25 protein-coding genes are annotated in these 24249 nt (G+C 66.0%); 14 read left to right on the plus strand and 11 right to left on the minus strand.

Annotated elements, in window-relative coordinates:
- Positions 1 to 54 precede the first annotated feature (54 nt).
- The 4 genes from ACN8ZM_RS30110 to ACN8ZM_RS30125 all read left to right on the plus strand — a co-directional run bounded on the left by ACN8ZM_RS30110 (position 55) and on the right by ACN8ZM_RS30125 (position 5096).
- A complete protein-coding gene (locus ACN8ZM_RS30110; RefSeq protein ID WP_420211600.1) occupies positions 55 to 1461 on the plus strand; it encodes a D-arabinono-1,4-lactone oxidase in 1407 nt (468 codons plus the stop codon).
- Positions 1458 to 2639 carry an MFS transporter gene (locus ACN8ZM_RS30115; protein WP_420211601.1) on the plus strand — a complete coding sequence of 394 codons (1182 nt, stop codon included), beginning with the start codon at positions 1458 to 1460 and terminating at the stop codon, positions 2637 to 2639. The genes ACN8ZM_RS30110 and ACN8ZM_RS30115 overlap by 4 nt, the downstream gene beginning before the upstream one ends.
- Positions 2640 to 2776: 137 nt before the next feature.
- Complete coding sequence (locus ACN8ZM_RS30120) at positions 2777 to 3973, plus strand: porin (RefSeq protein ID WP_043179035.1); 1197 nt, start codon at positions 2777 to 2779, stop codon at positions 3971 to 3973.
- A gap of 100 nt (positions 3974 to 4073) precedes the next feature.
- Positions 4074 to 5096, plus strand: coding sequence for an AraC family transcriptional regulator (locus ACN8ZM_RS30125; protein ID WP_420211602.1), 1023 nt, complete (start codon positions 4074 to 4076; stop codon positions 5094 to 5096).
- Positions 5097 to 5175: 79 nt separating this feature from the next.
- On the opposite strand, the gene ACN8ZM_RS30130 is transcribed toward ACN8ZM_RS30125, so the two are convergent.
- The 7 genes from ACN8ZM_RS30130 to ACN8ZM_RS30160 all read right to left on the minus strand — a co-directional run bounded on the left by ACN8ZM_RS30130 (position 5176) and on the right by ACN8ZM_RS30160 (position 11378).
- Positions 5176 to 6081, minus strand: a complete 906-nt coding sequence (locus tag ACN8ZM_RS30130) for a LysR family transcriptional regulator (RefSeq protein ID WP_043179047.1) — start codon at positions 6079 to 6081, stop codon at positions 5176 to 5178.
- 76 nt (positions 6082 to 6157) lie between these two features.
- A complete protein-coding gene (locus tag ACN8ZM_RS30135) occupies positions 6158 to 7402 on the minus strand; it encodes an acyl-CoA dehydrogenase family protein (RefSeq protein WP_420211603.1) in 1245 nt (414 codons plus the stop codon).
- A 33-nt stretch (positions 7403 to 7435) separates the two neighbouring features.
- Positions 7436 to 8194: an SDR family NAD(P)-dependent oxidoreductase gene (locus tag ACN8ZM_RS30140; RefSeq protein ID WP_420211604.1), complete on the minus strand. Its 759-nt coding sequence runs from the start codon at positions 8192 to 8194 to the stop codon at positions 7436 to 7438.
- 7 nt (positions 8195 to 8201) lie between these two features.
- Positions 8202 to 8966, minus strand: coding sequence for an SDR family oxidoreductase (locus ACN8ZM_RS30145; protein ID WP_043179052.1), 765 nt, complete (start codon positions 8964 to 8966; stop codon positions 8202 to 8204).
- 58 nt (positions 8967 to 9024) lie between these two features.
- Complete coding sequence (locus ACN8ZM_RS30150; RefSeq protein WP_420211605.1) at positions 9025 to 10056, minus strand: phosphotransferase; 1032 nt, start codon at positions 10054 to 10056, stop codon at positions 9025 to 9027.
- Between the two features lie 19 nt (positions 10057 to 10075).
- Positions 10076 to 10750: a histidine phosphatase family protein gene (locus ACN8ZM_RS30155; RefSeq protein ID WP_420211606.1), complete on the minus strand. Its 675-nt coding sequence runs from the start codon at positions 10748 to 10750 to the stop codon at positions 10076 to 10078.
- Between the two features lie 133 nt (positions 10751 to 10883).
- Complete coding sequence (locus ACN8ZM_RS30160) at positions 10884 to 11378, minus strand: GNAT family N-acetyltransferase (protein ID WP_420211607.1); 495 nt, start codon at positions 11376 to 11378, stop codon at positions 10884 to 10886.
- A gap of 140 nt (positions 11379 to 11518) precedes the next feature.
- Here ACN8ZM_RS30160 and ACN8ZM_RS30165 point away from each other — a divergent pair, with 140 nt between their 5' ends.
- The 7 genes from ACN8ZM_RS30165 (at position 11519) to ACN8ZM_RS30195 (ending at position 16991) form a co-directional block, all read left to right on the plus strand.
- Positions 11519 to 11965, plus strand: a complete 447-nt coding sequence (locus ACN8ZM_RS30165) for a PaaI family thioesterase (RefSeq protein ID WP_301768614.1) — start codon at positions 11519 to 11521, stop codon at positions 11963 to 11965.
- Positions 11966 to 12144: 179 nt separating this feature from the next.
- Positions 12145 to 12882, plus strand: coding sequence for a response regulator (locus ACN8ZM_RS30170; RefSeq protein ID WP_205821198.1), 738 nt, complete (start codon positions 12145 to 12147; stop codon positions 12880 to 12882).
- A 2-nt stretch (positions 12883 to 12884) separates the two neighbouring features.
- Positions 12885 to 13970 (plus strand): ATP-binding protein, encoded by a 1086-nt coding sequence (locus tag ACN8ZM_RS30175; RefSeq protein WP_420211608.1) that lies wholly within the window; start codon positions 12885 to 12887, stop codon positions 13968 to 13970.
- A 332-nt stretch (positions 13971 to 14302) separates the two neighbouring features.
- Positions 14303 to 14698 carry a hypothetical protein gene (locus ACN8ZM_RS30180; protein ID WP_420212690.1) on the plus strand — a complete coding sequence of 132 codons (396 nt, stop codon included), beginning with the start codon at positions 14303 to 14305 and terminating at the stop codon, positions 14696 to 14698.
- 384 nt (positions 14699 to 15082) lie between these two features.
- On the plus strand, positions 15083 to 15604 hold the full coding sequence (locus ACN8ZM_RS30185) for a PAAR domain-containing protein (protein WP_420211609.1): 522 nt from the start codon (positions 15083 to 15085) through the stop codon (positions 15602 to 15604).
- Between the two features lie 2 nt (positions 15605 to 15606).
- Positions 15607 to 16368 (plus strand): hypothetical protein, encoded by a 762-nt coding sequence (locus ACN8ZM_RS30190; RefSeq protein WP_420211610.1) that lies wholly within the window; start codon positions 15607 to 15609, stop codon positions 16366 to 16368.
- A complete protein-coding gene (locus tag ACN8ZM_RS30195; protein WP_420211611.1) occupies positions 16368 to 16991 on the plus strand; it encodes a hypothetical protein in 624 nt (207 codons plus the stop codon). The genes ACN8ZM_RS30190 and ACN8ZM_RS30195 overlap by 1 nt, the downstream gene beginning before the upstream one ends.
- Positions 16992 to 17324: 333 nt before the next feature.
- Here the strand turns inward: ACN8ZM_RS30195 and ACN8ZM_RS30200 are convergent, their stop codons facing one another.
- The gene (locus ACN8ZM_RS30200; RefSeq protein WP_089453998.1) at positions 17325 to 18011 is read right to left on the minus strand and encodes a hypothetical protein; all 687 of its coding nucleotides are present in this window, start codon (positions 18009 to 18011) and stop codon (positions 17325 to 17327) included.
- A gap of 208 nt (positions 18012 to 18219) precedes the next feature.
- Between ACN8ZM_RS30200 and ACN8ZM_RS30205 the strand changes: the two genes are divergently transcribed.
- Positions 18220 to 19245, plus strand: a complete 1026-nt coding sequence (locus tag ACN8ZM_RS30205) for a MerR family transcriptional regulator (protein ID WP_420211612.1) — start codon at positions 18220 to 18222, stop codon at positions 19243 to 19245.
- An 85-nt stretch (positions 19246 to 19330) separates the two neighbouring features.
- Here ACN8ZM_RS30205 and ACN8ZM_RS30210 read toward each other — a convergent pair whose 3' ends face one another.
- Positions 19331 to 20743, minus strand: coding sequence for a PLP-dependent aminotransferase family protein (locus ACN8ZM_RS30210; protein ID WP_420211613.1), 1413 nt, complete (start codon positions 20741 to 20743; stop codon positions 19331 to 19333).
- Between the two features lie 84 nt (positions 20744 to 20827).
- On the opposite strand from ACN8ZM_RS30210, the gene ACN8ZM_RS30215 reads away from it, so the two are divergent.
- Together ACN8ZM_RS30215 and ACN8ZM_RS30220 are read left to right on the plus strand one after the other, a co-directional pair.
- Positions 20828 to 21277, plus strand: a complete 450-nt coding sequence (locus ACN8ZM_RS30215) for a GNAT family N-acetyltransferase (RefSeq protein ID WP_420211614.1) — start codon at positions 20828 to 20830, stop codon at positions 21275 to 21277.
- A complete protein-coding gene (locus ACN8ZM_RS30220; RefSeq protein WP_420211615.1) occupies positions 21277 to 21891 on the plus strand; it encodes an FMN-dependent NADH-azoreductase in 615 nt (204 codons plus the stop codon). The genes ACN8ZM_RS30215 and ACN8ZM_RS30220 overlap by 1 nt, the downstream gene beginning before the upstream one ends.
- Before the next feature lie 87 nt (positions 21892 to 21978).
- Here ACN8ZM_RS30220 and ACN8ZM_RS30225 read toward each other — a convergent pair whose 3' ends face one another.
- Positions 21979 to 22794: an alpha/beta hydrolase gene (locus ACN8ZM_RS30225; protein WP_089454003.1), complete on the minus strand. Its 816-nt coding sequence runs from the start codon at positions 22792 to 22794 to the stop codon at positions 21979 to 21981.
- Between the two features lie 13 nt (positions 22795 to 22807).
- Positions 22808 to 24100: an MASE1 domain-containing protein gene (locus ACN8ZM_RS30230; RefSeq protein ID WP_089454004.1), complete on the minus strand. Its 1293-nt coding sequence runs from the start codon at positions 24098 to 24100 to the stop codon at positions 22808 to 22810.
- Positions 24101 to 24249: the final 149 nt, after the last annotated feature.

Below are 24249 nucleotides of genomic sequence, written 5' to 3' on the forward strand. Positions count from 1 at the left end.
TCAAACCGATCAAAACGATCACCCCATTCAAACGACAACCACGGAGACAAAGCCATGTGGCGCAACTGGTCGGGATATGTCTGCAGTCCTGATGCAACCGTGTCGACGCCCACGTCGCACGCCGGGCTCGCGGCCGTGCTGCGCGACGCCGCGGCAACCGGCGCCACCGTGCGCGCGGCCGGCGCCGGTCATTCGTTCTCGCCGCTCGTGCAGACCGACGACGTGATCCTGTCGCTCGACGCGATGCAGGGCGTGATCGACGTCGACCGCGACCGGCGCGTCGCGCGCGTGCATGCCGGCACGCGGCTGTGGGCGCTGGGCCCGGCGCTCGCCGCGCACGGCCTCGCGATGGAGAACCTCGGCGACATCAACGTGCAGTCGATCGCCGGCGCGACCAGCACCGGCACGCACGGCACCGGCATCACGCTCGGCAACCTGGCGACGCAGATCGACAGCCTGACCTTCATGTGCGCGGACGGCCGCGAGATCCGCGCGACCGCCGATACGCATCCCGACCTGTTCGCGGGCGGCCGGATCGGCCTCGGCGCGCTCGGCGTGCTGACCGAGATCGGCCTGCGCCTCGTGCCCGCGTTCAAGCTGCGCCTCGAACGCGGCGCGATGCGTCTCGACGACTGCCTCGCGCAAGCGGACGCGCTGATCGCGAAGCATCGCTCGTTCGAGTTCTACTGGTTCCCGCATACGGACACCGTGCTGACCAAGGCGTGGGACATGACCGACGAACCGGCCAACGCGGTGCACTGGGCGAGCCGTGCGTCCGAGTCGTTCCTCGAGAACACGGTGTTCGGCGCGCTGTGCGGGCTCGGCAAACGCGTGCCGTCGCTGTGCCCGTCGCTGAGCCGGCTGTGCGCATCGACCGTGTCGGCCGGCCGGCACGTGGATGCGAGCTACGCGATGCTGTCGACGGTGCGCCGCGTGCGCTTCAACGAAATGGAATGGTCGGTGCCGGCCGAACGCGGCGCCGACGCGCTGCGCGAAATCCGCGCGTTCATCGCGCGCCGCAGCTTCCCGCTGATGTTCCCGATCGAATACCGCTGGGTGCGCGGCGACGACATCTGGCTGAGCCCCGACTACGGCCGCGACAGCGTGCGCATCTCGGTGCACCAGTATCGCGGGATGCCGTTCGACGCGTACTTCTCGGGCGTGCAGGCCATCTGCCGCAATCACGGCGGGCGGCCGCACTGGGGCAAGGTGCATGCGATGAAGGCCGCCGAGCTGGCAGCGTGCTATCCGCACTGGGACGATTTCCTCGCGCTGCGCGAACGGATGGATCCGCACGGGCGCTTCCTGACTCCGTACCTGCGCACGCTGTTCGGCCTGCCGCAACACGCCAGCGCCGCCGCAGCCGCTCGCGCCGCGCCGGCCCGCCGAGGGACACACCCGATGCACGAAACGGCCGGCGTCGCGCAGGATCGGCCGCGATCCAACCCGGAGGCCTCATGAGCACAGCCACCCTGCAGGTAGCCGCGCAGTCGCGTCCCGATCCGTCGACCGGCGCCGTCGTCCGCCTTGCGCTCGCGTTCGCCGCCGCCACCAACGGCCTGATCCTGTCGCCGTTCCTCGTCGCGGCCGTGATGACGCGCTTCCGGCTCGACGAAGGCACGGCGACCGCGCTCGTCAGCGCCGAGATCCTCGGCATCGCGATCAGTTGCGCGCTGCTGTCGCACCGGATCGCGCGCGCCGCACGGTCGTTCACGCTGGCCGGCGTGGTCGGCACGATCGCCGGGCAGGCGCTCAGCGCGGTCGCGCCCGGCATCGCGTCGGCGGCGGTCGCGCGCGGGCTGACGGGGCTATTCGAAGGGATGCTGTTCGTCGTCGTCGCGTCAGGCGTATCGCAGCGCGCGTCGACCGACCGCCTGTGGGGGAAAATCAACCTGCTCGCGGGCGTCATCAACGGCGGCATCCTCGTGCTGATCTCCGCGTTGCCGGCCGGCTTCGGGCACTGGGTGTTCGCACTGCTGGCGGCCGTCGTCGCCGTGCTGGCGCCCGCGATCCGCGGCATCGACGCATTGGCGAGCGCACCCGCGCAGACCCACGTGCGCGCCGGCACGCTGCCGTGGCGGCCGGTCATCGCGATCTGGGTCGTGACCGCGCTCGTCTACGGCGTGCAGGCATCGCAGTGGGCGATCGCCGGCTTCGTCGGCGAGCGCGCCGGATTGTCGCCCACGACGATCGGCGTGCTGCTGTCGGTGTCGTCGCTGCTCGGCTTCGTCGGTGCGGCGATTCCGTCGCATCCGGCCAGCCACCGGCACCGCCTCGCGCTGATCTGGGCCACCCAGCTCGCGATGATCGCGTCGATCGAATGGTTCTTCAGCGCACGCAGCGGCAGCGCGTACTTCCTGAGCCAGTTCGTGCTGAACAGCGCGTTCTTCGTGATCGTGCCGTTCCTCACCGGGATGCTGTCCGACGTCGACCCGGACGGCTCGCTGGTCGCGCGCACGCTCGTCGTCACGTTCTTCGCGGCCGGCATCGGCACCGCGCTGTCGGGCGCGCTGCTCGGCCGCTTCGGCGGCACGCGCGTCGCCCACGTGCTGTGCGTGGCCGTGCTGGCGGCCGCCCCGTTCGTGCGGCTCGCGCTGCGCCGCGCGGCGCCCGGTGCGGTGGCCAGCGCGTCGCCCTGACCGCAGTGCGCCATGCCGTGGCCGCGACGCACCACGAGAATGGCCGCCGCGGCCTTGGCCCACGCAAATTTGGCTTTCTACAGTCGTTCCCGACGGTGCGAGCCGTCCGCCCCCTGTTCGATGCGGAGTCCATAAGAATGAATCGTCACGATAGCGTTCGCGCCGCGTGCTGCGCGATGTTGGTCCTGGCCGGTACCGGCGCGCACGCGCAAAGCAACGTGACGCTGTACGGCGTGATCGATGCGGGCATCCGCTACGAAACGCACGGCGTGTCCTACGGCGCCGACGGCACGCCGGTGTCGACGGGCCGCAAGATCTCGATGGCCGACGGCGGCGGCCTGACGGAAAGCTACTGGGGCCTCAAGGGGCAGGAGGATCTCGGCGGCGGGCTGTCCGCGCAGTTCAACGTGGAAAGCCACTTCGGCCCGAACAGCGGCGCGATCGTGCCGGCCGGCTCGCCGAACTTCTTCCAGGTCGCGTACGTGGGGCTCACGTCGACGTCGCTCGGCCAGCTGACGCTCGGCCGCCAGTACAACGTGCCGTTCGAGATGGTGTCGCTGACCTACGGCTCGAACCTGTGGGCCGGCCCGCAGGATCCGTACTTCAACCTGTTCAAGCCGGAGCAGACGATGCTCGCAGGCGCGCGCACCAGCAACATGATCCAGTACGGCGCGCAGCTCGGCAGCCTGTACCTGCTCGCGCAGTACGCGCCGGGCGGCCGGGCGGGCGGCGGCGTGCTCGGCAGCCAGGCCGGCGCGGCGATCGCGTACGCGCCGGACAAGGGGCCGTTTACGGTCGGCGCGTCGTTCATGCGCAGCTGGGATGACGTCACGCACGCGAAATTCGACATCTATGGCGGCGGCGGCTCCGTCACGCTCGGCAACGCGACCGTCAACGCCGGCTATATCGAGAACGCGCGCGACAACGACTTCACGTCGTTCGAGAGCGGCCCGTTCAGCTCGACCGATCTCGCCGCGCTCGGCATCATCTCGCCCGCGCAGGTGGTCGATCCGTCGACGCCCGGCGGGTTCCGCCGCCGCAAGATGGCGCTCGCGGGGCTGACCTACAAGTTCACGTCGGCGTTCACGGCCGCCGTCAACGCATGGTGGACCACGCAGTCGGGCTACACGCCGGACTTCGACGGCCGCGCGCGCCAGTTCCAGGTGATCGCCGGCTACAGCCTGTCGAAGCGCAGCATGCTCTATGCGGAAGTCGACTACGCGATCTATCGCGGCGGCCTGGTCGGCGCGCAGCTGGTCGGCGTGAACGGGCAGGCGCCGAGCACGAGCACCACGCAGCTCGGCGCGACGGTCGGCCTGCGCCACTACTTCTGAAGCGGGGCCGCACAGGATGTGGGCGATCGCGGCCGGGGCGGCACCGGGTCTCCGGCCGGGCGGGACGAGTACAATCCATGGAAAAAAATACGGAGCATCCATGGACGAACCCGACCGTTATACGACGGCGAATCTGCCGGTCCATCTGTTGCGGTGCCTCGCGGAGACAAGCAAGGAACTGGGCATCGATCCCAAGCGGCTGTGCCTGGGGCTCGGCTTCGACGTCGCGGACCTGTCGAATCCGTCGTGCCGGATTTCATTGCGCCAGGCGAGCACGATGATCCGCCGCGCGCTCGAGATGGCGCCGGGGCGGGCGCTCGGCCTCGAACTCGGCACGAGCGAGACGATCGCATCGATCGGCCTGGTCGGCTATGCGATGCTGACGAGCCCGACGCTGAAGGACGCGATCGTGGTCGGCATCGAGCTGCAGCGCCACACGGGGCCGCTGATGCGCTTCGAAGTGATCTCGGATGCGCGCACGCTGTCGATCCGCGCGACCAACCTGCTGATCGAATCGGACATCGAGGCGTTCCTCGTCGAGGAAGCGTTCGGCAGCTTCATGAAGATCGGGCGCTCGCTCGTCGGCCCCGCGTTCCAGCCGAAGGTCATCGATCTCGGCTACCCGCCGCCGGCCTATGCGGAGCAATACGCGCGCGTGTTCCCGTGTCCGGTGCGGTTCGAACAGGAACAGAACCTGTTTTCATGCGACGCCGCGCTCGGCAACCGCCCGATCGCGACCCACGATCCGCTCGCGCATCGCCAGGCGCTCGAATTCCTGCAGGACGCGCTGCCGCCCGAACCCGAAGGCACCGAATTTCTCGAATCGATCGAACGGATCATGCGGCGCGACCTGCGCCATGCGCCGTCGCTCGCGGCGATTGCCGCGCAACTGTGCATGAGCGAGCGCACGCTGCGGCGGCGGCTGGCCGATCAGGGCGTGTCGTACCAGACGGTGATCGACACGATCCGCCGCAAGCGCGCATTCACGCTGCTGAGCAACCCGCGGCTGTCGATCGAGGACGTCGCGCATGAAGTCGGGTTCAGCGATGCGCACAACTTCCGGCGCGCGTTCAAGCGGTGGACGGGGCACGGGCCGAGAGAGGGGCAACGCACGGCGCCGTGACGGCGCGCATTCGACCGGCACGAGCGGTAGCGCCGCACCGCTGCCGCATCGCCCCCATTGGCGTGCCACCGCACGCGCCTCACTCCGCCTCGCCGATCCCGCCCATCAGCGTCATCAGTTGCTCGCGCAACCATCGGCTGCCCTGGTCCTGATCGGCGCTGCGATGCCAGTAGCAGAAGTATTCGAGGGCCGGCATCTCGAACGGCAGTTCGAGAATGCGCGCCGGATAGCGCTGCAGCAGCCGCAGCGGCGCCGTCAGCGCGAGATCGCCGCGCATCGCGATCAGCGGCGCGACCATGTAGTGCTGCACGCGCATCTGGATGGTGCGGCGCAGCCCGAGGCGCGTCAGTTCCGCGTCGACGTGCCCGCTGCCCTTGCGGCGGCTCGACACGTGGATGTGCCCCATCGCAAGGTAGTCGTCCATGGTGAGCGTGTCGCCCTTGAACGGGTGATCGTCGCGGATCATGCACGCATAGCGGTCGCGCACGAGCAGTGCCTGGTGCAGATGCGGATCGCCGATCAGCGGCGCGTCGATCGCGATGTCGACGGAGCCGTTCGCGAGCGCGGTCGCGACTTCGCGGCGATCCATCGTGTAGCTGCGCACGTGCATGCCGGGCGCATGCGTCTGCAGCAGTTCGCCGAGCGCGGGCAGCAGCAGCGCTTCGGTCAGGTCGCTCATGCTCATCCGGAACACGCGCGTCGACGACGCCGGATCGAACACGTCGCCTTCGTGCGCACTCGAATCGAGCAGCTGCATCGCCTCGCGCACGCGGCCGACGATGTTCTCGGCCAGCGGCGTGGGCATCATCCCGGCCGGCGTGCTGACGAACAGCGGATCGTTCAGGGTCTTGCGCAGCCGCGCCAGCGCGTTGCTGACGGCCGGCTGCGTGAGATTCAGCACCTCGGCCGCCCGCGTCAGGTTGCGCTTGGTGTAGATCGCGTCGAATACGACGAACAGGTTCAGGTCAATCTTCGAAAGGCGCATCGCCGGATCTCCTTGCCGGCATCTTACGGCGTGCGCCTCCCGTTCGTCCACGGCCCTGCGCATCGTGGCGAAACGCTCAGCCGCGCAGCGGCGGCGTCAGGTACGGGGCCGTCGAACCCGGCTCGCCGTCCTTGATTTCCATCCGCGCGATCGCCTGCAGGTGCACCTCGTCCGGGCCGTCGGCGAAGCGCAGCGCGCGGCCCCAGGTCCAGAGGTCGGCGAGCGGCGTATCGGGGCTCAACCCCGCCGCGCCGAACACCTGCATCGCGCGGTCGCACACGTCCGTATAGACGGTCGGCACCAGCGCCTTGATCATCGCGATTTCCTTGCGCGCGGCCTTCGCGCCGACCTTGTCGATCATCCACGCGGCCTTCAGCACCAGCAGGCGCGCCTGCTCGATCTCGATGCGCGAGCGCGCGATCCATTCGCCGACCGTGCCATGCTTGTTCAGCGGCTTGCCGAACGCGACGCGCGACTGCGCGCGGTCGACCATCAGCTCCAGCGCCAGCTCGGCCGCGCCGATCGAACGCATGCAGTGGTGGATCCGGCCCGGCCCGAGGCGTGCCTGCGCGAGCGCGAAGCCGCTGCCTTCCTCGCCCAGCAGGTTGCTCGCCGGCACGCGCACGTTGTCGAACGTGATCTCGCAGTGCCCTTCCGGCGCGTAGTGATTGACCACCGTGATGTTGCGCACGATCGTCACGCCCGGCGTGTCGCGCGGCACGAGGATCATGCTCTGCTGCTGGTGCGACGCGGCCTCGGGATCGGTCTTGCCCATCACGATGAAGATCTTGCAGTTCGGATGCGCGGCGTTCGTGATGAACCACTTGCGGCCGTTGATCACGTACTCGTTGCCCACGCGCTCGATGCGCGTCGTGATGTTCGTCGCATCCGACGATGCCACATCCGGCTCCGTCATCGCGAACGCCGAGCGGATCTCGCCGCGCAGCAGCGGCTTCAGCCACTGTTCGCGCTGCTCGGGCGACGCGAACATGTGCAGCAGCTCCATGTTGCCGGTGTCCGGCGCGTTGCAGTTGAACACTTCCGACGCCCAGCCCACCCGCCCCATGATCTCGGCGAGCGGCGCGTATTCGAGGTTCGTCAGGCCCATGCCGGGCTCGTCGTCCTTCAGGTGCGGCAGGAACAGGTTCCACAGCCCTTCCGCCTTCGCGCGTTCCTTCAGCTCCTCCATGAACGACACGGGATACTGGCCCGCGTGCACTTCCTCGTTCCACTGGCGGATGCGCGGCACGATGTGCGCGTCCATGAATGCGCGCACGCGGCTGCGCAGTGCTTCCACTTTCGGGGTGTAGCCAAAGTCCATGATCGACTCCTCGATTTCGTTCGTCCGGTTCCGTCAGAAGGCCGAGACACCGCCGTCGACGGCGACGGCCTGCCCGGTCAGATAAGTGTTTTCCTTCGCGCACAGCGTCAGCATCGTCGCGACGATTTCCTCGGGCCGGCCGAGCCGCTTCATCGGCGAGCCCTGCGCGAGAAAGTCCTGGCGGTCGCCGATATCGCTGTCGGTGACCATCGGCGTCGTGCTGTAGAACGGGCACACCGCATTCACGCGAATGCCGTGGCGCGCGTATTCGAGGGCCGCCGTCTTCGTGAGCCCGACCACCGCATGCTTCGACGCCGCGTAGGCCGCCAGCTTCGGCGCGCCGCCGAGCCCGGCCATCGACGCGACGTTCAGGATCACGCCTGCGCGCTGCGCGAGCATCTGGCGGATCTGGTGCTTCATCCCGAAGAACACGCCCTTCGCGTTCACCGCGAAGCTCAGGTCGAGATCGGCTTCGTCGGTGTCGATCAGCGCCTTCATCGGCGGCGCGATGCCCGCGTTGTTGATGCCGACGTCGAGCCGGCCGAAACGCTCGGCGGCCGCATGCACCAGCGCCGCCACCTCAGCCTCGACGCGCACGTCGCAGCGCTGCGCGATCACGTCGGCGCCGGCTGCGCGCAGCGGCGCGGCCACGCGTTCGAGCGCGTCCTCGTTCAGGTCGCCGAGCGCGACGCGCGCGCCCATCGCGGCCAGCTCGCTTGCGAGCAACGCGCCGAAGCCGCTCGCGGCGCCGGTGATCATCACGGCCTGTCCGGCGTAGCTGTCGATCTTCATCGCGCGCTCAGATCGTCAGGCCGCCGTCGACGACGATGCATTCGCCGTTCGTGTAGCTCGCCGCATCCGACACGAGATACAGCACCGTGCCGGCCATTTCGCGCGGCTCCGCATGGCGGCGCAGCGGAATCTTCCCCATCCACGTCTCGTAGATGTCCTTGTCGGCGAACAGCGCGCCTGCGAACTTCGTCTTCGTGAGGCCCGGCAGCAGCGCGTTCACGCGGATGCCGAGCGGCCCGCATTCCTTCGCGAACGCCTTCGTCATGTTGACGACCGCGGCCTTCGTGATCGAGTAGATGCCCTGCCGGTCGCCCGGCTGCAGCGCGTTCACCGACGCCGTGTTGACGATCGCGCCGCCGCCGTGCGTCTTCATCAGCTTGCCGGCCTCGACCGACATGAAGAAGTAGCCGCGGATGTTCACGTCGACCGTCTTCTCGTACGCGGCGAGGTCGGTATCGAGGATGTGCCCGAAATACGGATTCGCGGCCGCGTTGTTCACGAGGATGTCGAGGCGGCCGTGCTTGCCGCGGATGTGCTCGAACGTCGCGGCGATGTCCTCGAGCCGCCCGACGTGGCAGGCCAGCGCCTCGGCGCGGCCGCCTGCCGCGACGATCTCGTCGGCCACGGCCTGGCAGTCGTCGAGCTTGCGGCTCGACACGATCACGTGCGCGCCCTGCTCCGCGAGCAGTTTCGCGATTTCCTCGCCGATGCCGCGGCTCGCGCCCGTCACCAGGGCGATCTTGCCCGTCAGGTCGAACAGATTCGTTGCCATGTTGCTGTGCTCCTCCATTGATGTGTTGTCGTGCCGCCGCGCGGTGAAGCCCGCGATGTCAGCGATGCGCGTCGATCACGCCGACGGCCAGTTCGGCCAGCCGCCCGGCCATCTCGCCGACGCGCAGCGCCTGCTCGCTCGACGCGTTGCCCTGCAGCGCGCGCGCCTTCACGCCCTGCGCGATCGACGCGAGCCGGAAGAAACTGAATGCCAGATAGAAGTGCCAGTCGCGGATCGGCTCGATGCCGCGCAGTTCGCAATAGCGCGCGACGATCGCCGCTTCGTCCGGCACGCCGAGTTCGGCGCGATCCTGGCCCGCGAGCCCGCGCACCTGCCCGCCGGTCGGCAGCCGCAGGCACATGCAGAGATACGCGAGATCGGCGAGCGGGTTGCCGAGCGTCGACAGTTCCCAGTCGAGCACGGCCTGCACGCGATAGCTGTCGCGCGCGAACATCAGGTTGTCGATCCGGAAATCGCCATGCACCAGCGTCGGCCGGCCGGTATCCGCGGGGCACGCCTTCGGCAGCCAGTCGATCAGCGTTTCCATCGCATCGAGGCGCTCCGTTTCCGCCGCGCGATACTGCTTCGTCCACACGCCGATCTGGCGCTCGAAGTAGTTGCCCGGGCGGCCGTAGTCGCCAAGGCCCACCGCGTCGACATCGACGTCGTGCAACGCGGCCATCGTCTGCAGCAACGCGTCGTACCACGCCGCACGATCGGCCTTCGGCAGTTCCGGCAGCGCCGGATCCCAGAAGATCCGGCCATCCTCGAAGCTCATCACGTAGAACATGCTGCCGATCACGTCGCGGTCTTCGCACAGGTGATACGGCCGCGCGACCGGCACCGCGGTGCCCGACAGCGCGCTCAGCACGCGGAATTCGCGGTCGACCGCGTGCGCGGACTTCAGCAGTTCGCCGGGCGGCTGGCGGCGCAGCACGTAGCGGCCGCTCTTCGCATGCAGCAGGAAAGTCGGATTCGACTGGCCGCCGGCGAACTTCTCCGTGTCGACCGGGCCTTCGAAGCCAGGCACGTGCGCTTCCAGATAGCGCGTGAGGCGGGCTACGTCGAGTTGCTGGGTAGGGTTCGTCATCGTCGCGATCGTTCGTGGGTCAGCCGTAGGTTCGCAGCGCGTGTCGTTCGGAATCCTCCAGATGCGGGATGCCGTTGAACGACGCGAGGTGGAACGCATCGGCGTTGAAGAAAAACTGCGAAAGACTGCTGTTGCGGATCTGCAGGTTCAGCGCGATCGCGCTCGACGGTGGGGCCGCCAGCACCTGCTGCACGGTGACCGCGATCGGGCCGCCGGAGCTCACCGCCAGCACGCGCTGGCCACCGCCGTGGCGGATCGCCGCGCGGGCGTCGGCCACGCGCTGCTGGAAGTGCGCCCAGGTCTCGGGTGCCGAATCGCCGAGCTTGTCTTCCGACCAGAGCTGCAGCACCTGCCGGAGCGCGCGGAAATGTTCCTTCATCGAGCCGGCCGCGAGGCGGGCAAGCTCCGGGTAGTCGTGCGCGGCGGCGGCGAACAGGCCGTGGAAGTCGTATTCGTTCAGGCCCGGGTGGCGGTCGACCGGCGTGCCTTCCCGGCCCATCCCGCGCAAGATCGCGTCGACCGTCTGCGCGTGGCGGTTCAGCGTGCCGCAGATCACGCGGTCGAATGTGAGCGCTTGCTGCGCGAAGTATTCGCCGAGCCAGACGCTCTGCTGCTCGCCCGCTGCGGACAACCGGTCGTAGTCGTCCGTGCCGAAGGACGCCTGCCCGTGCCGTACCAGAAAAAGTTCAGCCATCGCATGCCCGCCAGATCAGAAGGATTCAGCATAGGGGGCGGGGACGCATTTTTAAACTTTATTTTCTGAATCCGGGGGTATTCATTGGGTGAATTGCGGCGGGCCGCCGTTGCCGCGGATCGACGCGCCGGTGTTACCGGATCGGGCGCTGCATGACGATCACGTCGCCGGTAAACCGCGGATTCATCGTGCGCCGAATCTCGTCGAAGCCTTCGCGCTGCCAGAAGGCCTGCGCGCGAGGATTGGTCGAAATGACGGCCAGTTGCGCCACGCGATAGCCCCATTCCCGCGCCATGTCGAGGAGCAAGGCCAACGCAGCCTTCCCGTAACCGCGCCGCTGCTGTGCTTCCGAGAGCAACAGCAGGCCGATCCATAGGCAATCATCGTCTGGATAGGCGCGGATGACATCCGCACAGCCGATCATGTGCCAGTCGACCCACAATCCGAACACCGATTTGTCAGCCGCAGCCTTCGCAGCGGGCTTGCCGACGAAAAAATCGTCGACGTCTTCCTCGGTCGGCGCACGGCCTTCAACGCATTGCGTGTACGAAGGCGCTTCGGTAAAGACGCGCCAGACATTGGCACGGTCGCTGGCCGACTCGCCGGACAGCCGGTGGAGGGTGAGCATCGGGATCGGATAGGTGTCGGAGACAGGACAGCCGATTTTAGGGCGAACGGAATGCCTTTTGCGTTACGCTTCCCGAACACCCCGCAAGCCGTTTGCGCCCAGCCTCCGCGCCCGCCCCTGCTCACCCCGCTCGACACGCCATGACCGACGTCCTCAACCCGAACTACCTCGAATCCGTCGCCGCCAGTTTCGACAAGCAGCACGCGATGCGCCTGATCCAGGCCAGCATGCCGCTGATCGACATCGGACGAACCGAGATCCACGTGCCGCACTGGCAGGGCATCGAACAGCAGCACGGCTTCGTCCACGGCGGCGTGGTCGGCATGATCGCCGATTCGGCCGCCGGCTACGCGGCGATGACCACGGTGGCGGCCGATGCGTCGGTGCTGACCGTCGAATACAAGGTGAACCTCGTCGCGCCCGCCGCCGGCGACAAGCTGATCGCCCGTGGCGAGGTGATCCGGCCGGGACGCACGCTGATCGTCACCAAGGCGGAAGTCTTCGCCGTCAGCGGCGACAAGGAAACTCTGTGCGCGGTTATGCAGCAAACCATCATGGTGATGCACGGGAAGCGCGATCGCGCGTGACGCGGCACCGGCATGCCACCCCGTTGAATCGCGAGCCGACCGACCGGTTTCGGCGAGGCCCCGCCTTCGAAGCAATCCACTGACGCTGTCCGGCGCGCACCGCCGCCCGACGGCTGCTCGACGGCGTTTCCCATGCGGTAGTATGGCGACTCGATGGAAACCCCGATGGACTCACACGAATGGCCCTGCCTGATCTCCCGCCCCCTTCCAGTGCCGGCCAGGACGCCCAGGCGCTCGTCCTGATCGCCGAGGACGAACCCGAGATCGCCGAGATTCTGACCGCCTATCTCGCGCGCGGCGGCCTGCGCACCGTGCACGCCGCCGACGGCCGCCGCGCACTGGAACTGCACCTGCAGCTCAAACCCGACCTCGTGCTGCTCGACGTGCAGATGCCGCACGTCGACGGCTGGAAGGTGCTCGCCGAAATCCGTCATCGCGGCGACACGCCCGTCATCATGCTGACCGCGCTCGACCAGGACATCGACAAGCTCACCGGCCTGCGCATCGGCGCCGACGACTACGTGGTGAAGCCGTTCAATCCCGCCGAAGTCGTCGCGCGGGCGCAGGCGGTGCTGCGCCGCTCGATGGCCGGCTCCCGCCAGGAAGAACAGCGCGTGCTGCGGGTCGCGCCGTTCGAGATCGATCTCGAACACCACGAAGCCACGCTCGACGTGAACGGCGAACGGCACACGCTCGTGCTGACGCTCACCGAATTCAAGCTGCTCGCGCAGCTCGCGCGCGCGCCGCGGCGCGTGTTCAGCCGTGCCGAGCTGATGGCCACCTGCCTGCCGGAAGGCGACGCGCTGGAACGCACGGTGGACAGCCACGTCAGCAAGCTGCGCAAGAAGCTGGACGACCTCGGCGTGCCGGGCGTGCCGGTCAGCGTGCGCGGCGTCGGCTACAAGCTCTGGAGTTGAACGTGAAGCTCGATGGCCTGAGCCGGCAGATCGCGCTGACGATGGCCGGGATGGTGTTCGGCGTGACGCTGCTGATGGTGCTCACCGCCACCGTCTTCTACTACGTCGCGTTCAATTACTGGCCCGCGCACTTCAACACGAAGAACTTGCTGCCGACCGCGCCGGAATGGCTGTGGCTGATCGCGACTACGTCGGTCGGCCTCGCGCTGTCGGTCGCGGTCGCCATCAATCTCGCGCGTCGCATCCTCGTGCCGCTCAACTCGGTCACGGACAGCATTCGCCGCGTCGCGCGCGGCGATCTCGGCGCGCGCGCCGTTGCGGGCGACCGCTCGCTGCACGAAGCCGCGCTGCTCGCCGACCACTTCAACGCGCTCGCCGACGAGCTGCAGCGCGTCACGAATGAGCAGGCGATCTGGAATGCCGCAATCGCACACGAGCTGCGCACGCCCGTCACGGTGCTGCGCGGCCGCCTGCAGGGGCTCGCCGAAGGCGTGTTCAAGCCCGACGAAGCGCAGTTCCGCAGCCTGCTCACGCAGGTCGAAGGGCTGACGCGGCTGATCGAGGATCTGCGCGTGGTCAGCCTCGCGGATGGCGGCCACCTGAGCATCGAGATCCGCGACGCCGATCTCGCCGCCGAGGTGCGCGCCGTGGTCGACGTGTTTGCGCACGCGCTGCAGGCCGCCGGCCAGCATCCGGTGCTCGATCTCGACACGCGGCGCATGCGCTGCGACCCGGTGCGTATCCGTCAGGCGCTGCTGGCGCTGCTGGAAAATGCGCGCCGCCATGCGGTACCCGGTGCGATCCGGATCCAGACGCGCATCGAAGCCGGGATGTGCCGGTTGCGCGTCGAAGACGACGGCCCCGGCATCGCGGCCGATTTCGCGCCGCATGTGTTCAAGGCCTTCCGGCGCGCCGACGACACGCAGCCCGGCGGCAGCGGCCTCGGGCTCGCCGTCGTCGCGGCGATCGCCCACGCGCATCGCGGCGAAGCCGTCTGCGTGCCGACCGGCGCGGGCGGTACGCGGTTCGAAGTGCAGTGGCCCGACAACCTCGTGCCGGCGGCGGAACACGAGCGCTTTCCGGCCTAGTAAATGACCTGACGTCCACCGGGTTCCATCAAGGACCACAAAAACCCTTGAAACCCGCATGAATACCAGGCTTTTTCCTATCAAGCTCCGCTGAAGCGCACCGAAGGCCGTCTGGTTTTATGTCCAAGTAACGTTTATGGCCTGAGCCATCCTCTACTTGGACATACGGAGGAAGAAGATGGCACTCACCGACACCGCCCTGAAGGCACTCGCCCAGAGACAAGACCTATACCGTCAGCGATGATCGCGGCCTGTATCTGGAGGTATTTCCGACAGGCGGCATGGTCTAGCGCTACCGCTACAGACTGACCGGCAAATACGAAAAGCTCACGCTGGGCAAGTACCCGGCGCTTACCCTCAAGAACACAAGGCTCATGCGCGATGGCACATCGCAAATGGCAATAGTTGGCGAGTCGCCCACTCAGAAGAAACAGCGCGCCAAGGTGCGTGGTCTGCTCAAACACATGCTCGACTACGCAGTGACATGCAGGCTGATCTCGGCCAACCCGGTGCTGGCATTACCGATGCGGCACGTCTACAAGGCCCTCTCGCGTGAACGTGCATTGCCTGCCGAGGAAATCAAGCAGTGCCTCCAAGCAGTCCACCTGTCCAACATGCGCCGTCAGTTCAAGATCCGTTTGCCGCTAAGCATCAGCGGCCGCGCTGAAGGTCCGCCTACGACCGGCACCGTCCACCCCATCAGCGCTTCATGGCCATCCCGCGCGTAACGCTGCCGTGCGCATGCATCTTGCTCAAGCCGGCTAGCTGGAACGCCAGGTCGAGGACTCGCCGCTGCACGGTCGTGGAGATCGACTCGGAGCGCTCCCCCCTTGGTTCGACTCAACGTGGGCCAATGAGGAAAACTGACGTTCGGATGTAATCGAACGTCAGCGTACTCATGTCGAAAGCAATATCCACAAAATAACGAGCAACAAAAAACCAATCTTCGTACTAAAAACAGACGTATCCGATATTTTTTCAGACGCATCCCATATTCAATTGTTCGTCAAACGTGACAGCCTATATCTGCAATACCCACCAAAACGACTTGCACTCAGAAATCTAGCTGGCGGCTGCGGCGGAGATTTCTCTTAAGAATTGGAGGTCTCTCGATGAACATGCGCACAAACATAAACGGAAAATCTCAGATCGTAGTTGGAGATCTTACGACCCATGGAGGGGTCGTCATCTCCGGAAGCCCTTTCCATACTTGGAACGACATTCCCATAGTGCGCGTCGGTGACCTTGTTACATGTCCAAAATGCTCACCGCATATTTTCAAGATCGCCCAAGGGGTGGCAAGCTTCACCGATAATGAACTACCAGTGGCTACAGAAGACCACTTAACAACCTGCGGCGCGAAGCTCATTGCGCGCGCTGCTCCTGCTAGCCTGGTAATTGCCCATACCGCCTTTGCAAGCGGTTCGGGCTACGACGAACAATTCATCTTGCACGATCTGGATGGCAATCCAATTCCGGATATGCCATATAAAATCACTACATCAGATGGCGCGGTTATTCGCGGAATCATCGATATCAACGGACGCACTGACCGCGTGATTTCTGCGGAGACGTTAGGACTTTCTATCGAACCCGACATGGATCACCTACTCACCAGCCATAGCGAGGACTAACGATGGCAAATCCAGCCTGGCAAGGCGACGCCTCCACAAATACTGCTCCGCTAAGCTCCAGAAGAATCAGCGCCGACGTAATTCGATATATCAACAAAGTTGATGCCGACAGCGGTTGGTTACTTGTCGGAAGTGATGATCTTCCACGTTTTCAGTGGAAATCACTTTTCAAATATTGCAAAGTTATGCTCATCGGAAGCAAGAGCGGCCGAACTTACTTCAAAGTGCTTGAGGGAGAATCGAAAGGACAAATATCATTCTTGTCTGATGACAACGCAAATGAGTATCTTGGGAAAATAGCTCCCAAGCAGCAGCCTGTCGAATTGGTTGCGACCTATGGACACTTTGACCCACGATGGTTCTCAAAGTCTCGAAATCAGCAGCTGCAGCAACAATTAGCGCGCGGAGTTCTCGGCAGCATTCATTTTGAAGTCGCAATGAACACCAGTTGGAACGGCGACTTCCATCCCATTCCGCCAGGGACATACTCGATTTTGTTGCCTGACTTTCCTCACAAGAAAGACTACACCAATCAGTACAAGGCTGAATACCCAAGGCTGTCCCACCATCAAGTGTGGTTTCCAATTTCGTATGGCAACAATAGTCGATACGTTCACGTGGGCAATGTGTCTGAAGGTTGCGCGACTGTCTTGAGCTTAAGTAGCTGGTCTTCAATTCACGAAATGCTCGTTAGTCACCGCAGCGCGGACGGCAACGGCGTGGGTACACTGATTGTCAAAGGCAAACCCGAAAGGAATCGGTAATGATCAAAAGATCAGTGCACTTTGCTTGCTCACTTTTGCTTTCCTCTGTGCCCTTCCACGCCCATGCTTTCGAGGCAGATTTAAATGGGGGCGTTGTTATTGATTGGAGGGATTTTAGAAAAACAGTAAAAAACTACAAGAGGAAAATCAATTTGACGGTCAATATTGAACAAGCAACCAAGGCGGAGGAGAGGGGGAGGAAATACTTCCTCGAAGGTCGTTACGAACACGCCTACTTTCTTGGCTATCAGGATGCTATAGGCTACATTCCAAGGCCGGAGTATTTTTTTATAGTCGGCGACATAAGACTAAGAACTACGCTGTCACTCCATAGCGACTCTCCGCATGCGCCGCCTGGGTATAAGGCGTGCTGGGACAAATATCAGTTCGCGACGGATGTAAGTAGAGATTTGGAGCCTTCATTTCAAACGGGATTTGGCTTGGTGGATGAGCTGAATCTATCGAAAACCAAGAACTCGAAAATATACAAACAAGCCATGGCCAACGCGTCTTGCCTTGCTCGATTGACGAGTAAATATTTAGAACAGATGGGGCCGCAGTGCGTACCTATTGAGGAAGTAAAAGCATGCCTTGGAAGTCCGCTCCTGCTTCTTTATCACTAAAGTGATCGCCGAAGCTTAGAGGGCCGGCAGCTTCACTCATATCGTTTTTCACGGCCCCGTCACCGCCCCACATACACCGCCGTAATCTGCGTCCTTTCGTGTCCAAGTTCGCGGCTGATGGTCTACCGTACTTGGGTATCCACGGATCACGCTTCCCCGTGGCATCAGGCATCTCCACTGTTATCCATGGTCGTCCACGAAGCGCCAGGACATGAATCTATGTCCAGATTTACGTCCACTCGTCTAAAGCGAAATCGGGAAATCGCTTTAAATGCAATATAGTAGGCGGCTTTCTCTTGCTTCTGCATCGAGACGCCACCCGCCGTCACACCGTCACACCCGCGGTTCGCGCCCGACCTGTTCGAGCGGCGGGTTGAACCCGAGCACCGTGTACTCCAGCACCGACACCGTCCCTTTCCCGGCCGCGCCCTGCACGACGACCGCGCGCACGGCGCCGGCCCGGTCGAATTTCAGGCGGGTGCCGAGGGTCGCGTTGCGCAGCGCCTCCACTTCCTCGATCCGCGCGATCGCCAGCTTGCGCACCGCGCCCGACACGTACACCGGCAGGAACACCAGCGCGATGAAGATCGACACCGCGTCCTTCGAGACGCTGTCGAGCACCGGCTGACCCGACATCACGAGCGACAGCGACGTCGCGGCGACGAAGATCGCGAGCACGGTCGCGCCCACGCCGAGCGACGAGAACCGCTCGGCCGCCTTCTTCATGCGTGCCTTCACGAGCGCGCGCGTGGTCGCGGACGGCACCAGCCATTCGCGCTGCGCGCCGTGGTACCCGGCGAAGCCGAGGAACAGCGTCGCGACGGCGCTGACGGCGATGCTGGTGTACAGCGCATCGAAGATCATGCAGACGAATTCGAGCACGAACACGATCACCGGCGGCCACAGCAGCAGGCGGAACGAATAGCCGTCGCGGCCATGTCCCTGGATCCACGCTCTCACGAGCGGCAGCCGCCAGAAGCGGCTCTCGCGGTGGAGCGAAAGTTGTTCGTTGTCGGTCAATTCTTCACCTGTTGAATCCCTTGCCGTTGCCGCGACGGCCGTGAACCGGCGCACCCGCATTCTCCCAGATATGCGGCGCCGTTCATCGGCGGCTCGACGCGCGCGTTCCCGCATCGCGGCCGGCCAGAACATGCCGGTACCCGATTGACCCGGCCCCTGGGATCGCCTTTATGCTGGTCGTCACGAATCGACGACCCGAAGGTGTCCCATGAGCGATGTCACGCGCGGCCTGAGCGCATCGGAAGCCGCTACGCGGCTCGGCGTATCGGTCAAGGCGCTGCGGCTGTACGAGCGGCATGGACTGCTCACGCCCGGGCGAACCGAGGCCGGATACCGGGCCTACGGCCCGGACGATCTGGCGCGGGCGGCCGAAATCGCGGCGCTGCGCGCGCTCGGTCTGAGTCTCGCCCAGGTGGCGAGCGTGCTGGACGGCGACGCCCGCAGTCTGAGCGACGCATTGGCGACCCATGAAGCGGCGCTCGAGCGCGGCATTCAGGATCTGGTCGGCAAGGTCGACAGGGTTCGCGCGATCCGCGCCGATCTTGCGCGCGGCCGGATGCCCGACGACGGCGAATTGACTCGCCTGCTCGATCCGGCGGCCACCGGCGTTGCATTCAGCCTCCCCTGGCCGTGGGGCGGCGAATGGTTCGAGTGGCGCGATATCCGTCCGTTGAACTACATCATCGGTTCGCTGGGCAGCGGCAAGACCCGTCTCGCGCATCGGCTGGCCGAGGCATTGCCCGGCGCCGCGTTCATCGGTCTGGATCGGCTGGACGACGACGGTGCGGCGGCATTCGCCGCGTTGCAGGCCGATCCGGCGCTGAAGGCACGCGTCGAGCGCACGTCGGCATGGCTCGCGGACGAAGGCGCCACGGCGTCTGCGGCGCTGACCGTGCTGCTCGCCGGCCTCGAGGCGGACGGCGCCGGCGCTCGGGTCGTCGACATGATCGAACAGGATCTCGACCAGCCGACGCAGGCGGCGCTGATTGCGTGCCTTCGCCGACGCGCCAGGGCCGACGGCATGCGGCCGCTGTTCATGCTGACCCGCTCGTCGGCGTTTCTGGATCTGTCGGCTGTCGGGCCCGACGAAGCGATCATTCTGTGTCCCGCCAACCATAGCCCGCCTGCCCGCGTCGCACCGTATCCCGGCGCGCCCGGCTACGAAGCCGTGGCCACCTGTCTTGCGTCGCCCGCAACCCGCGCCCGGATCGCGCGGCGACCGGAGGCCGGGTAACGGCGTCGCCCCGGCTCGGCGTCACGCGCCGATGATGACCGGCGTGCGCGGCCCGCCCTACCGGTGCGTTACCGCCACACGCAGTTCACGCACGAACGAGCCGGTGCAGGCGTCGAACCTGGCTCAATGCCTGCTGCGCCGACGTCAGGTTCGTGAAGCCGAGCAACATGCCGGGCGGCATCCGCCCGCTCGGGCTCCAGTCGTTCAGCGGCTGGATGGAAAACCCCTGCAGGTCGGCCATGCGTGCGACGGCGCGATCGTCGACAGCCGTGCGCCAGTACGCCACGACATGCAAGCCGCCCGCGCGGGGTGGCACATGCAGCGTATCGCCGAAGACCTTGACCAGCGCATCGAACAGCCACGCGCGGCGGGTGGCGTACAACGCGCGCATTTTCTTCAGATGGCGCGCGAAGTGCCCTTGTTCCATGAAGTCGGCGACGACGGATTGCATCAGCATCTGGCCGCTGCCGCCGAGCCACCCGGCGGTGTCGCGAAAGGCCTCGACCTGCGCGTCGGGCACGACGAGATAGCCCAGCCGCAAGCCCGGATACAGCACCTTGCTGAACGATCCGGTGTAAAGCACGCGGTCGTGGCGATCCAGGCTTTTGAGCGCGGGCAGCGGGCGGCCGTGGTAACGGAACTCGCTGTCGTAGTCGTCCTCGACGATCCAGGCCCGCTGCTGACGGGCCCAGTCGAGCAATGCCAGGCGTCTCGGCAGCGACAGCGCGGTGCCGAGCGGGCTTTGATGGGTCGGCGTGACCACGGCAAAACGTGCATCGGGCGCACGGTGTTGCCCCGTTTCCACGCACAAGCCGTCGTCGTCGACCGGCACCGGCACGAGCCGCATGCCCGCGTGCTCGAGCAGGCGGCGTGCGTGGATATAGCCGGGATCCTCGAACCAGCCGGTGTCGCCGGGACGCAGCAGGGTCCGGCAGATCAGATCCAGCGCGCCGCGATACCCCGCGGTGATGAAGATCTGCCCGGCCGAGCAGTCGATGCCGCGCGACACGCCGAGATAGGCGGACAGCGCGCGCCTCAGCGCGTCGAGCCCCTGCGGCGGCGCGTAGTCGAGCGACGGCGTCTCCATCGCCCGCACATGACGCCCCGTCAACCGTATCCACGGCATGCGCGGAAACGCATCGAGCGCGGGAATGCCCATCTGAAACGGCTTCGGCTCGCGCGCCGCCGGATCGCCGCGCTGCGGTTCGTCCGGCCTGGGCGCGCTGGCACGCGGCTGCCGGCCATCCGGCAACTGGGGCGACACGACGGTGCCGGCCGGCCCGCGTGCGACCAGGTACCCTTCGCCGATGAGGATCTGATAGGCCGCTTCGACGGTGCCCCGTGCCAGATTGAGTTCGCTGGCCAGACTCCGTACCGACGGCACGCGCTTGCCCGGCGCAAGCTTGCCCGTTTCGATCGCATCGCGGAAGCGCCGGTACAGTTGCCGATAGACCGGCATGTCGAGATGACGGTCCAGCATCAGATCGTCGAAGTTCATGTCCCAGTCAAATAGTCATTTTTTGACCCTTCAGGATACGTCATCCGGTTCGTAAAGTAACGACGTTACCTTGGAGCAATCGTGATGCCAGAGATCCATTTGAAACGCGCCGTGACGGACGAGGATTACCGGTCGGCGTTCGACGTGATGCGCGAGTTGCGCCCGCACCTGACCGATGCCGATGGGTTCGTGCGGCAGATGCGCCGCCAGGCCGAACAAGGTTATGTGCTGCTGACCGCGCGACACGCCAGCCCCGACGATGCGGTCGTCGCGCTGGCGGGCTACCGTCACCTTGAAAACACGGTGTACGGCCGCTTCGTCTATGTCGACGATCTGGTCACGACCGAGCACGCGCGCGGTCAACGGCTGGGCGAGCGGCTGCTCGATGCGGTGCGCGACGACGCGCGACAACACGGCTGCATGTACCTGATACTCGATACCGGCTTGTCCAACGCGCTCGCGCAGCGCTTCTATTTCCGCCAGGGGATGCTGTCCCGCGGCATGCATTTCAGCCAGTCTCTGCAGGCGCCCTGATGAACAACCTTCTTTTTGTCGATGCCAGCCCGCATGGCAGTCATTCGCTGGGCGCGCGCATCGCGCGCGACGCCATCGCGCAATGGCAGGCGGCCCGCCCCCATGCACGCGTCGTGTCGCGCAGCCTCGGTGAACCCGGGTTGCCTGCGATATCGGCCGCCTATGCACATGCGCTGGTCGCGCGGCAGCCGAATTCCGATCCCGCGCTCGCGTGCTCCGAACAACTGATCGCGGAAGTGGAGCGCAGCGACGGCCTGTTGATCAGCACGCCGATGCACAATTTCACGGTACCCGCGGTGCTGAAGCAGTGGATCGATTACGTGCTGCGTATCGGCCGCACGTTCACGTCCACGCCGGAAGGCAAGTTCGGCCTGCTCGCCGATCGTCCCGCGCTCGTGCTGGTGCGCTCCGGCGGCATCTGCACGGGGGCAGCGGCACGGCAGCCCGATTTCCTGACCCCGTACCTGAAGCAGGTGCTGGCCGTCATCGGCATCTCGACGGTGGATTTCGTCTACCTTGAAGGCCATGCGCCGGACGACGCGGCCATCGATGCGGTACGCGGCCAGCTGGCCGCCTCGACCCTGCTGGCTCGCCGCGCGACGGAAGCGGCCTGAATGCGCGACGCCCCGGCGCGCGCAGGCGTCAACCGATGCGCGCCGGGAGCGGCCGATATCGGGCATCCCGCGCCGGGCGCTTCGCCGTCACGTCTCCAGCCGCCCCATCCGGCGTGCCATCGCCGGGCTGACCGCATGCACCGGATCGAACCCGAAGAATTCGAGCACGTGGCGCGCGACGTCGTCGCGGTCGTTGTCCGCGCAGATCATGTGGTAGCTGTTCTCCAGCACGATCCCGCGCGCATCGGGCATCTTGTCCAGCAGGAAATCGGCGGAGCGCAGGCTGGTCAATTCGTCCTCGCGCGCATGCAGCACGAGCGTCGGGCACGGCGTGCCGGCCGCGGCCTCGAGTGCCCAGTCGCGCATCCGGTCGACCTGGCGCACGCATGCGAGCGGCACCCACGCATAGTGGAAACTGTCCTGCCGCTCGAACTTCTTCTTCACGATCGCGCGGATCGTCGCGTTCTTGATGCCGAACGGATCGCCTTCCTCGACGCGCATCCGCTCCGCGACACCGGGCACGCGGTACAGCACATGCCGCAACGCGCGGTACCACGGCGTCGACCAGCCGTCGATGAACACCGGCGTGGCCAGCAGCGCGAGCCGGCCGCGCGCATGCTGCACGCGATGGCACAGCAGCAGCGCAACCAGCGCGCCCATGCACATGCCCGCGACATGCAGCGTGTCGTACTCGTTTTCCAGCGCGCGATACTGCTCGGTCACCGCGTCGAGCCAGGCTTCCGCGCGCACGCCGACCAGATCCTCGGGGCGCGTGCCGTGCCCCGGCAGCGTGATCATGTGCGTATCGCCACCCGCGCGCCGCATCGCCTTGTGCAGCGAACCGAGATCGTATTGCGTGCCGCCGAGCCCGTGGATCAGCAGGACGCCCGTGCGGCCCGTCATGACGCGTCTCCGCTCATTCGTCCGCCGGCCACACGCGCTCGATCTGCCAGACGCCCGCCACCACCGTCACGTCGACATTCGAATCGAGCAGCGGCGCGCCGTGATCGGTGATCGTCTGCGTGCCGCCGTCGCGCTGCACGATACGCAGCGACAGCGACGCGCGATCCTCGCCGGCGATCTCCGCATTCCAGTAGTCGCGCAGCGCATCGCGGTCGCCCGGCTGCACGCGTTCGAGCACGCCCGGCACACTTGCGATCTGTGCCGCATCGACGCCGACGCCGAACACGCGCTCGACGTCGCCGCTCCACTCGATCCGCCCCGATTCCGGATCGAGCACGTAGGCGATCTGGCCGGCGCTCGCGAGCGCGAGCTCCATGTTGTTCTGCAGGACCGCCGCATGCTCGTGCACGCGTTCGCGCGTCGTCTTCAATGTGCTCACCGTCAGCACCAGCAGCGACGCGACCGCCAGATAAAGCTGCGCCTCGAGCAGCGCACTGCCGTAATGCTCGTGAAACGACGCGAACGGGCCGTCGCCCTGCGCGGTCTGCTCGATCACGATCAGCGCGAGCACCAGCACCGACGACGAGCCCGCGCGGCCGCCGAGCAGCAGCGTCACCGCGACCGTGAGGAACAGCGGGATATACGTCAGCGCGAAGCCGGCGCCCGTGCCGAATTTCTGCGACGTGTCGCCGTCGAAGATCACGAGCGCGACGATCGCGAGCAGCACGAACGAAACCAGACCGAGCACGAGGTCGAAGCGCTCATGGTCACCCGAGCGGTGCGCGCGAAAGCGCGACCATGACGCGAGCACCGGCGTGACCAGCAGCACGCCGACGAAGTCGGACGCGGCCCACACCGACCACACGTCGAAGAACGGCGCGCCCTTGACCACCGTGTACCACGCCGCGCCGCCGATCGCGCCGACCACGCCCGCGATCAAGCCGGCGAGGATCACCGAGCGCAGGAAATACAGCCCTTCGAGCGAGAAGCGCACGCGCTGGACGAGCCACACCGCAAGCGCGGCCGCACCGACCTCGTCGACCGTGAACAGCACCGCGTTGACCAGGCTGCCGTGTTCGATCCCGGTCAGCGCGAGCTGCCCGACCAGGAACGCGCCGGCCAGCGTCAGCCATTCGCGCATCGGCCGCAGCATGAACGCGCCGACCGTCACGCCGGCCGGCAGCCAGATGTAGCCCGTCAGCCGGACGGGGCCGTTGAACTGGTGCGAGATGTAGCCGGTCGCGAGATACAGCGCCGCCCAGAGCAGCGCGGCGACGAGGCCCGGCCGCGATCGTTTGGTGTCCATCGAGAATCCCTGTGTGCTGCGCCTGCGATCGGCAGGTGCGCGATGTGCGAATGATATGCGGACGGGGCGGGCCGGGGAATACCGGGGCCGGAAGCGCGTTCCGGGTGCCGGCGCGCCCGCAAGCTGGCGGTTGTGACCGGGCAAGTATC

Origin of the sequence: Burkholderia aenigmatica (assembly GCF_048627025.1) — a bacterium.
GTDB lineage: Bacteria > Pseudomonadota > Gammaproteobacteria > Burkholderiales > Burkholderiaceae > Burkholderia > Burkholderia aenigmatica.

Coding starts and splice junctions, on each gene's coding strand:
- ACN8ZM_RS30110 (WP_420211600.1), top strand. CDS start 55: ATGTGGCGCAACTGGTCGGGATATGTCTGCAGTCCTGATGCAACCGTG.
- ACN8ZM_RS30115 (WP_420211601.1), top strand. CDS start 1,458: ATGAGCACAGCCACCCTGCAGGTAGCCGCGCAGTCGCGTCCCGATCCG.
- ACN8ZM_RS30120 (WP_043179035.1), top strand. CDS start 2,777: ATGAATCGTCACGATAGCGTTCGCGCCGCGTGCTGCGCGATGTTGGTC.
- ACN8ZM_RS30125 (WP_420211602.1), top strand. CDS start 4,074: ATGGACGAACCCGACCGTTATACGACGGCGAATCTGCCGGTCCATCTG.
- ACN8ZM_RS30130 (WP_043179047.1), bottom strand. CDS start 6,081: ATGCGCCTTTCGAAGATTGACCTGAACCTGTTCGTCGTATTCGACGCG.
- ACN8ZM_RS30135 (WP_420211603.1), bottom strand. CDS start 7,402: ATGGACTTTGGCTACACCCCGAAAGTGGAAGCACTGCGCAGCCGCGTG.
- ACN8ZM_RS30140 (WP_420211604.1), bottom strand. CDS start 8,194: ATGAAGATCGACAGCTACGCCGGACAGGCCGTGATGATCACCGGCGCC.
- ACN8ZM_RS30145 (WP_043179052.1), bottom strand. CDS start 8,966: ATGGCAACGAATCTGTTCGACCTGACGGGCAAGATCGCCCTGGTGACG.
- ACN8ZM_RS30150 (WP_420211605.1), bottom strand. CDS start 10,056: ATGACGAACCCTACCCAGCAACTCGACGTAGCCCGCCTCACGCGCTAT.
- ACN8ZM_RS30155 (WP_420211606.1), bottom strand. CDS start 10,750: ATGGCTGAACTTTTTCTGGTACGGCACGGGCAGGCGTCCTTCGGCACG.
- ACN8ZM_RS30160 (WP_420211607.1), bottom strand. CDS start 11,378: ATGCTCACCCTCCACCGGCTGTCCGGCGAGTCGGCCAGCGACCGTGCC.
- ACN8ZM_RS30165 (WP_301768614.1), top strand. CDS start 11,519: ATGACCGACGTCCTCAACCCGAACTACCTCGAATCCGTCGCCGCCAGT.
- ACN8ZM_RS30170 (WP_205821198.1), top strand. CDS start 12,145: ATGGCCCTGCCTGATCTCCCGCCCCCTTCCAGTGCCGGCCAGGACGCC.
- ACN8ZM_RS30185 (WP_420211609.1), top strand. CDS start 15,083: ATGAACATGCGCACAAACATAAACGGAAAATCTCAGATCGTAGTTGGA.
- ACN8ZM_RS30190 (WP_420211610.1), top strand. CDS start 15,607: ATGGCAAATCCAGCCTGGCAAGGCGACGCCTCCACAAATACTGCTCCG.
- ACN8ZM_RS30195 (WP_420211611.1), top strand. CDS start 16,368: ATGATCAAAAGATCAGTGCACTTTGCTTGCTCACTTTTGCTTTCCTCT.
- ACN8ZM_RS30205 (WP_420211612.1), top strand. CDS start 18,220: ATGAGCGATGTCACGCGCGGCCTGAGCGCATCGGAAGCCGCTACGCGG.
- ACN8ZM_RS30210 (WP_420211613.1), bottom strand. CDS start 20,743: ATGAACTTCGACGATCTGATGCTGGACCGTCATCTCGACATGCCGGTC.
- ACN8ZM_RS30215 (WP_420211614.1), top strand. CDS start 20,828: ATGCCAGAGATCCATTTGAAACGCGCCGTGACGGACGAGGATTACCGG.
- ACN8ZM_RS30220 (WP_420211615.1), top strand. CDS start 21,277: ATGAACAACCTTCTTTTTGTCGATGCCAGCCCGCATGGCAGTCATTCG.
- ACN8ZM_RS30225 (WP_089454003.1), bottom strand. CDS start 22,794: ATGACGGGCCGCACGGGCGTCCTGCTGATCCACGGGCTCGGCGGCACG.
- ACN8ZM_RS30230 (WP_089454004.1), bottom strand. CDS start 24,100: ATGGACACCAAACGATCGCGGCCGGGCCTCGTCGCCGCGCTGCTCTGG.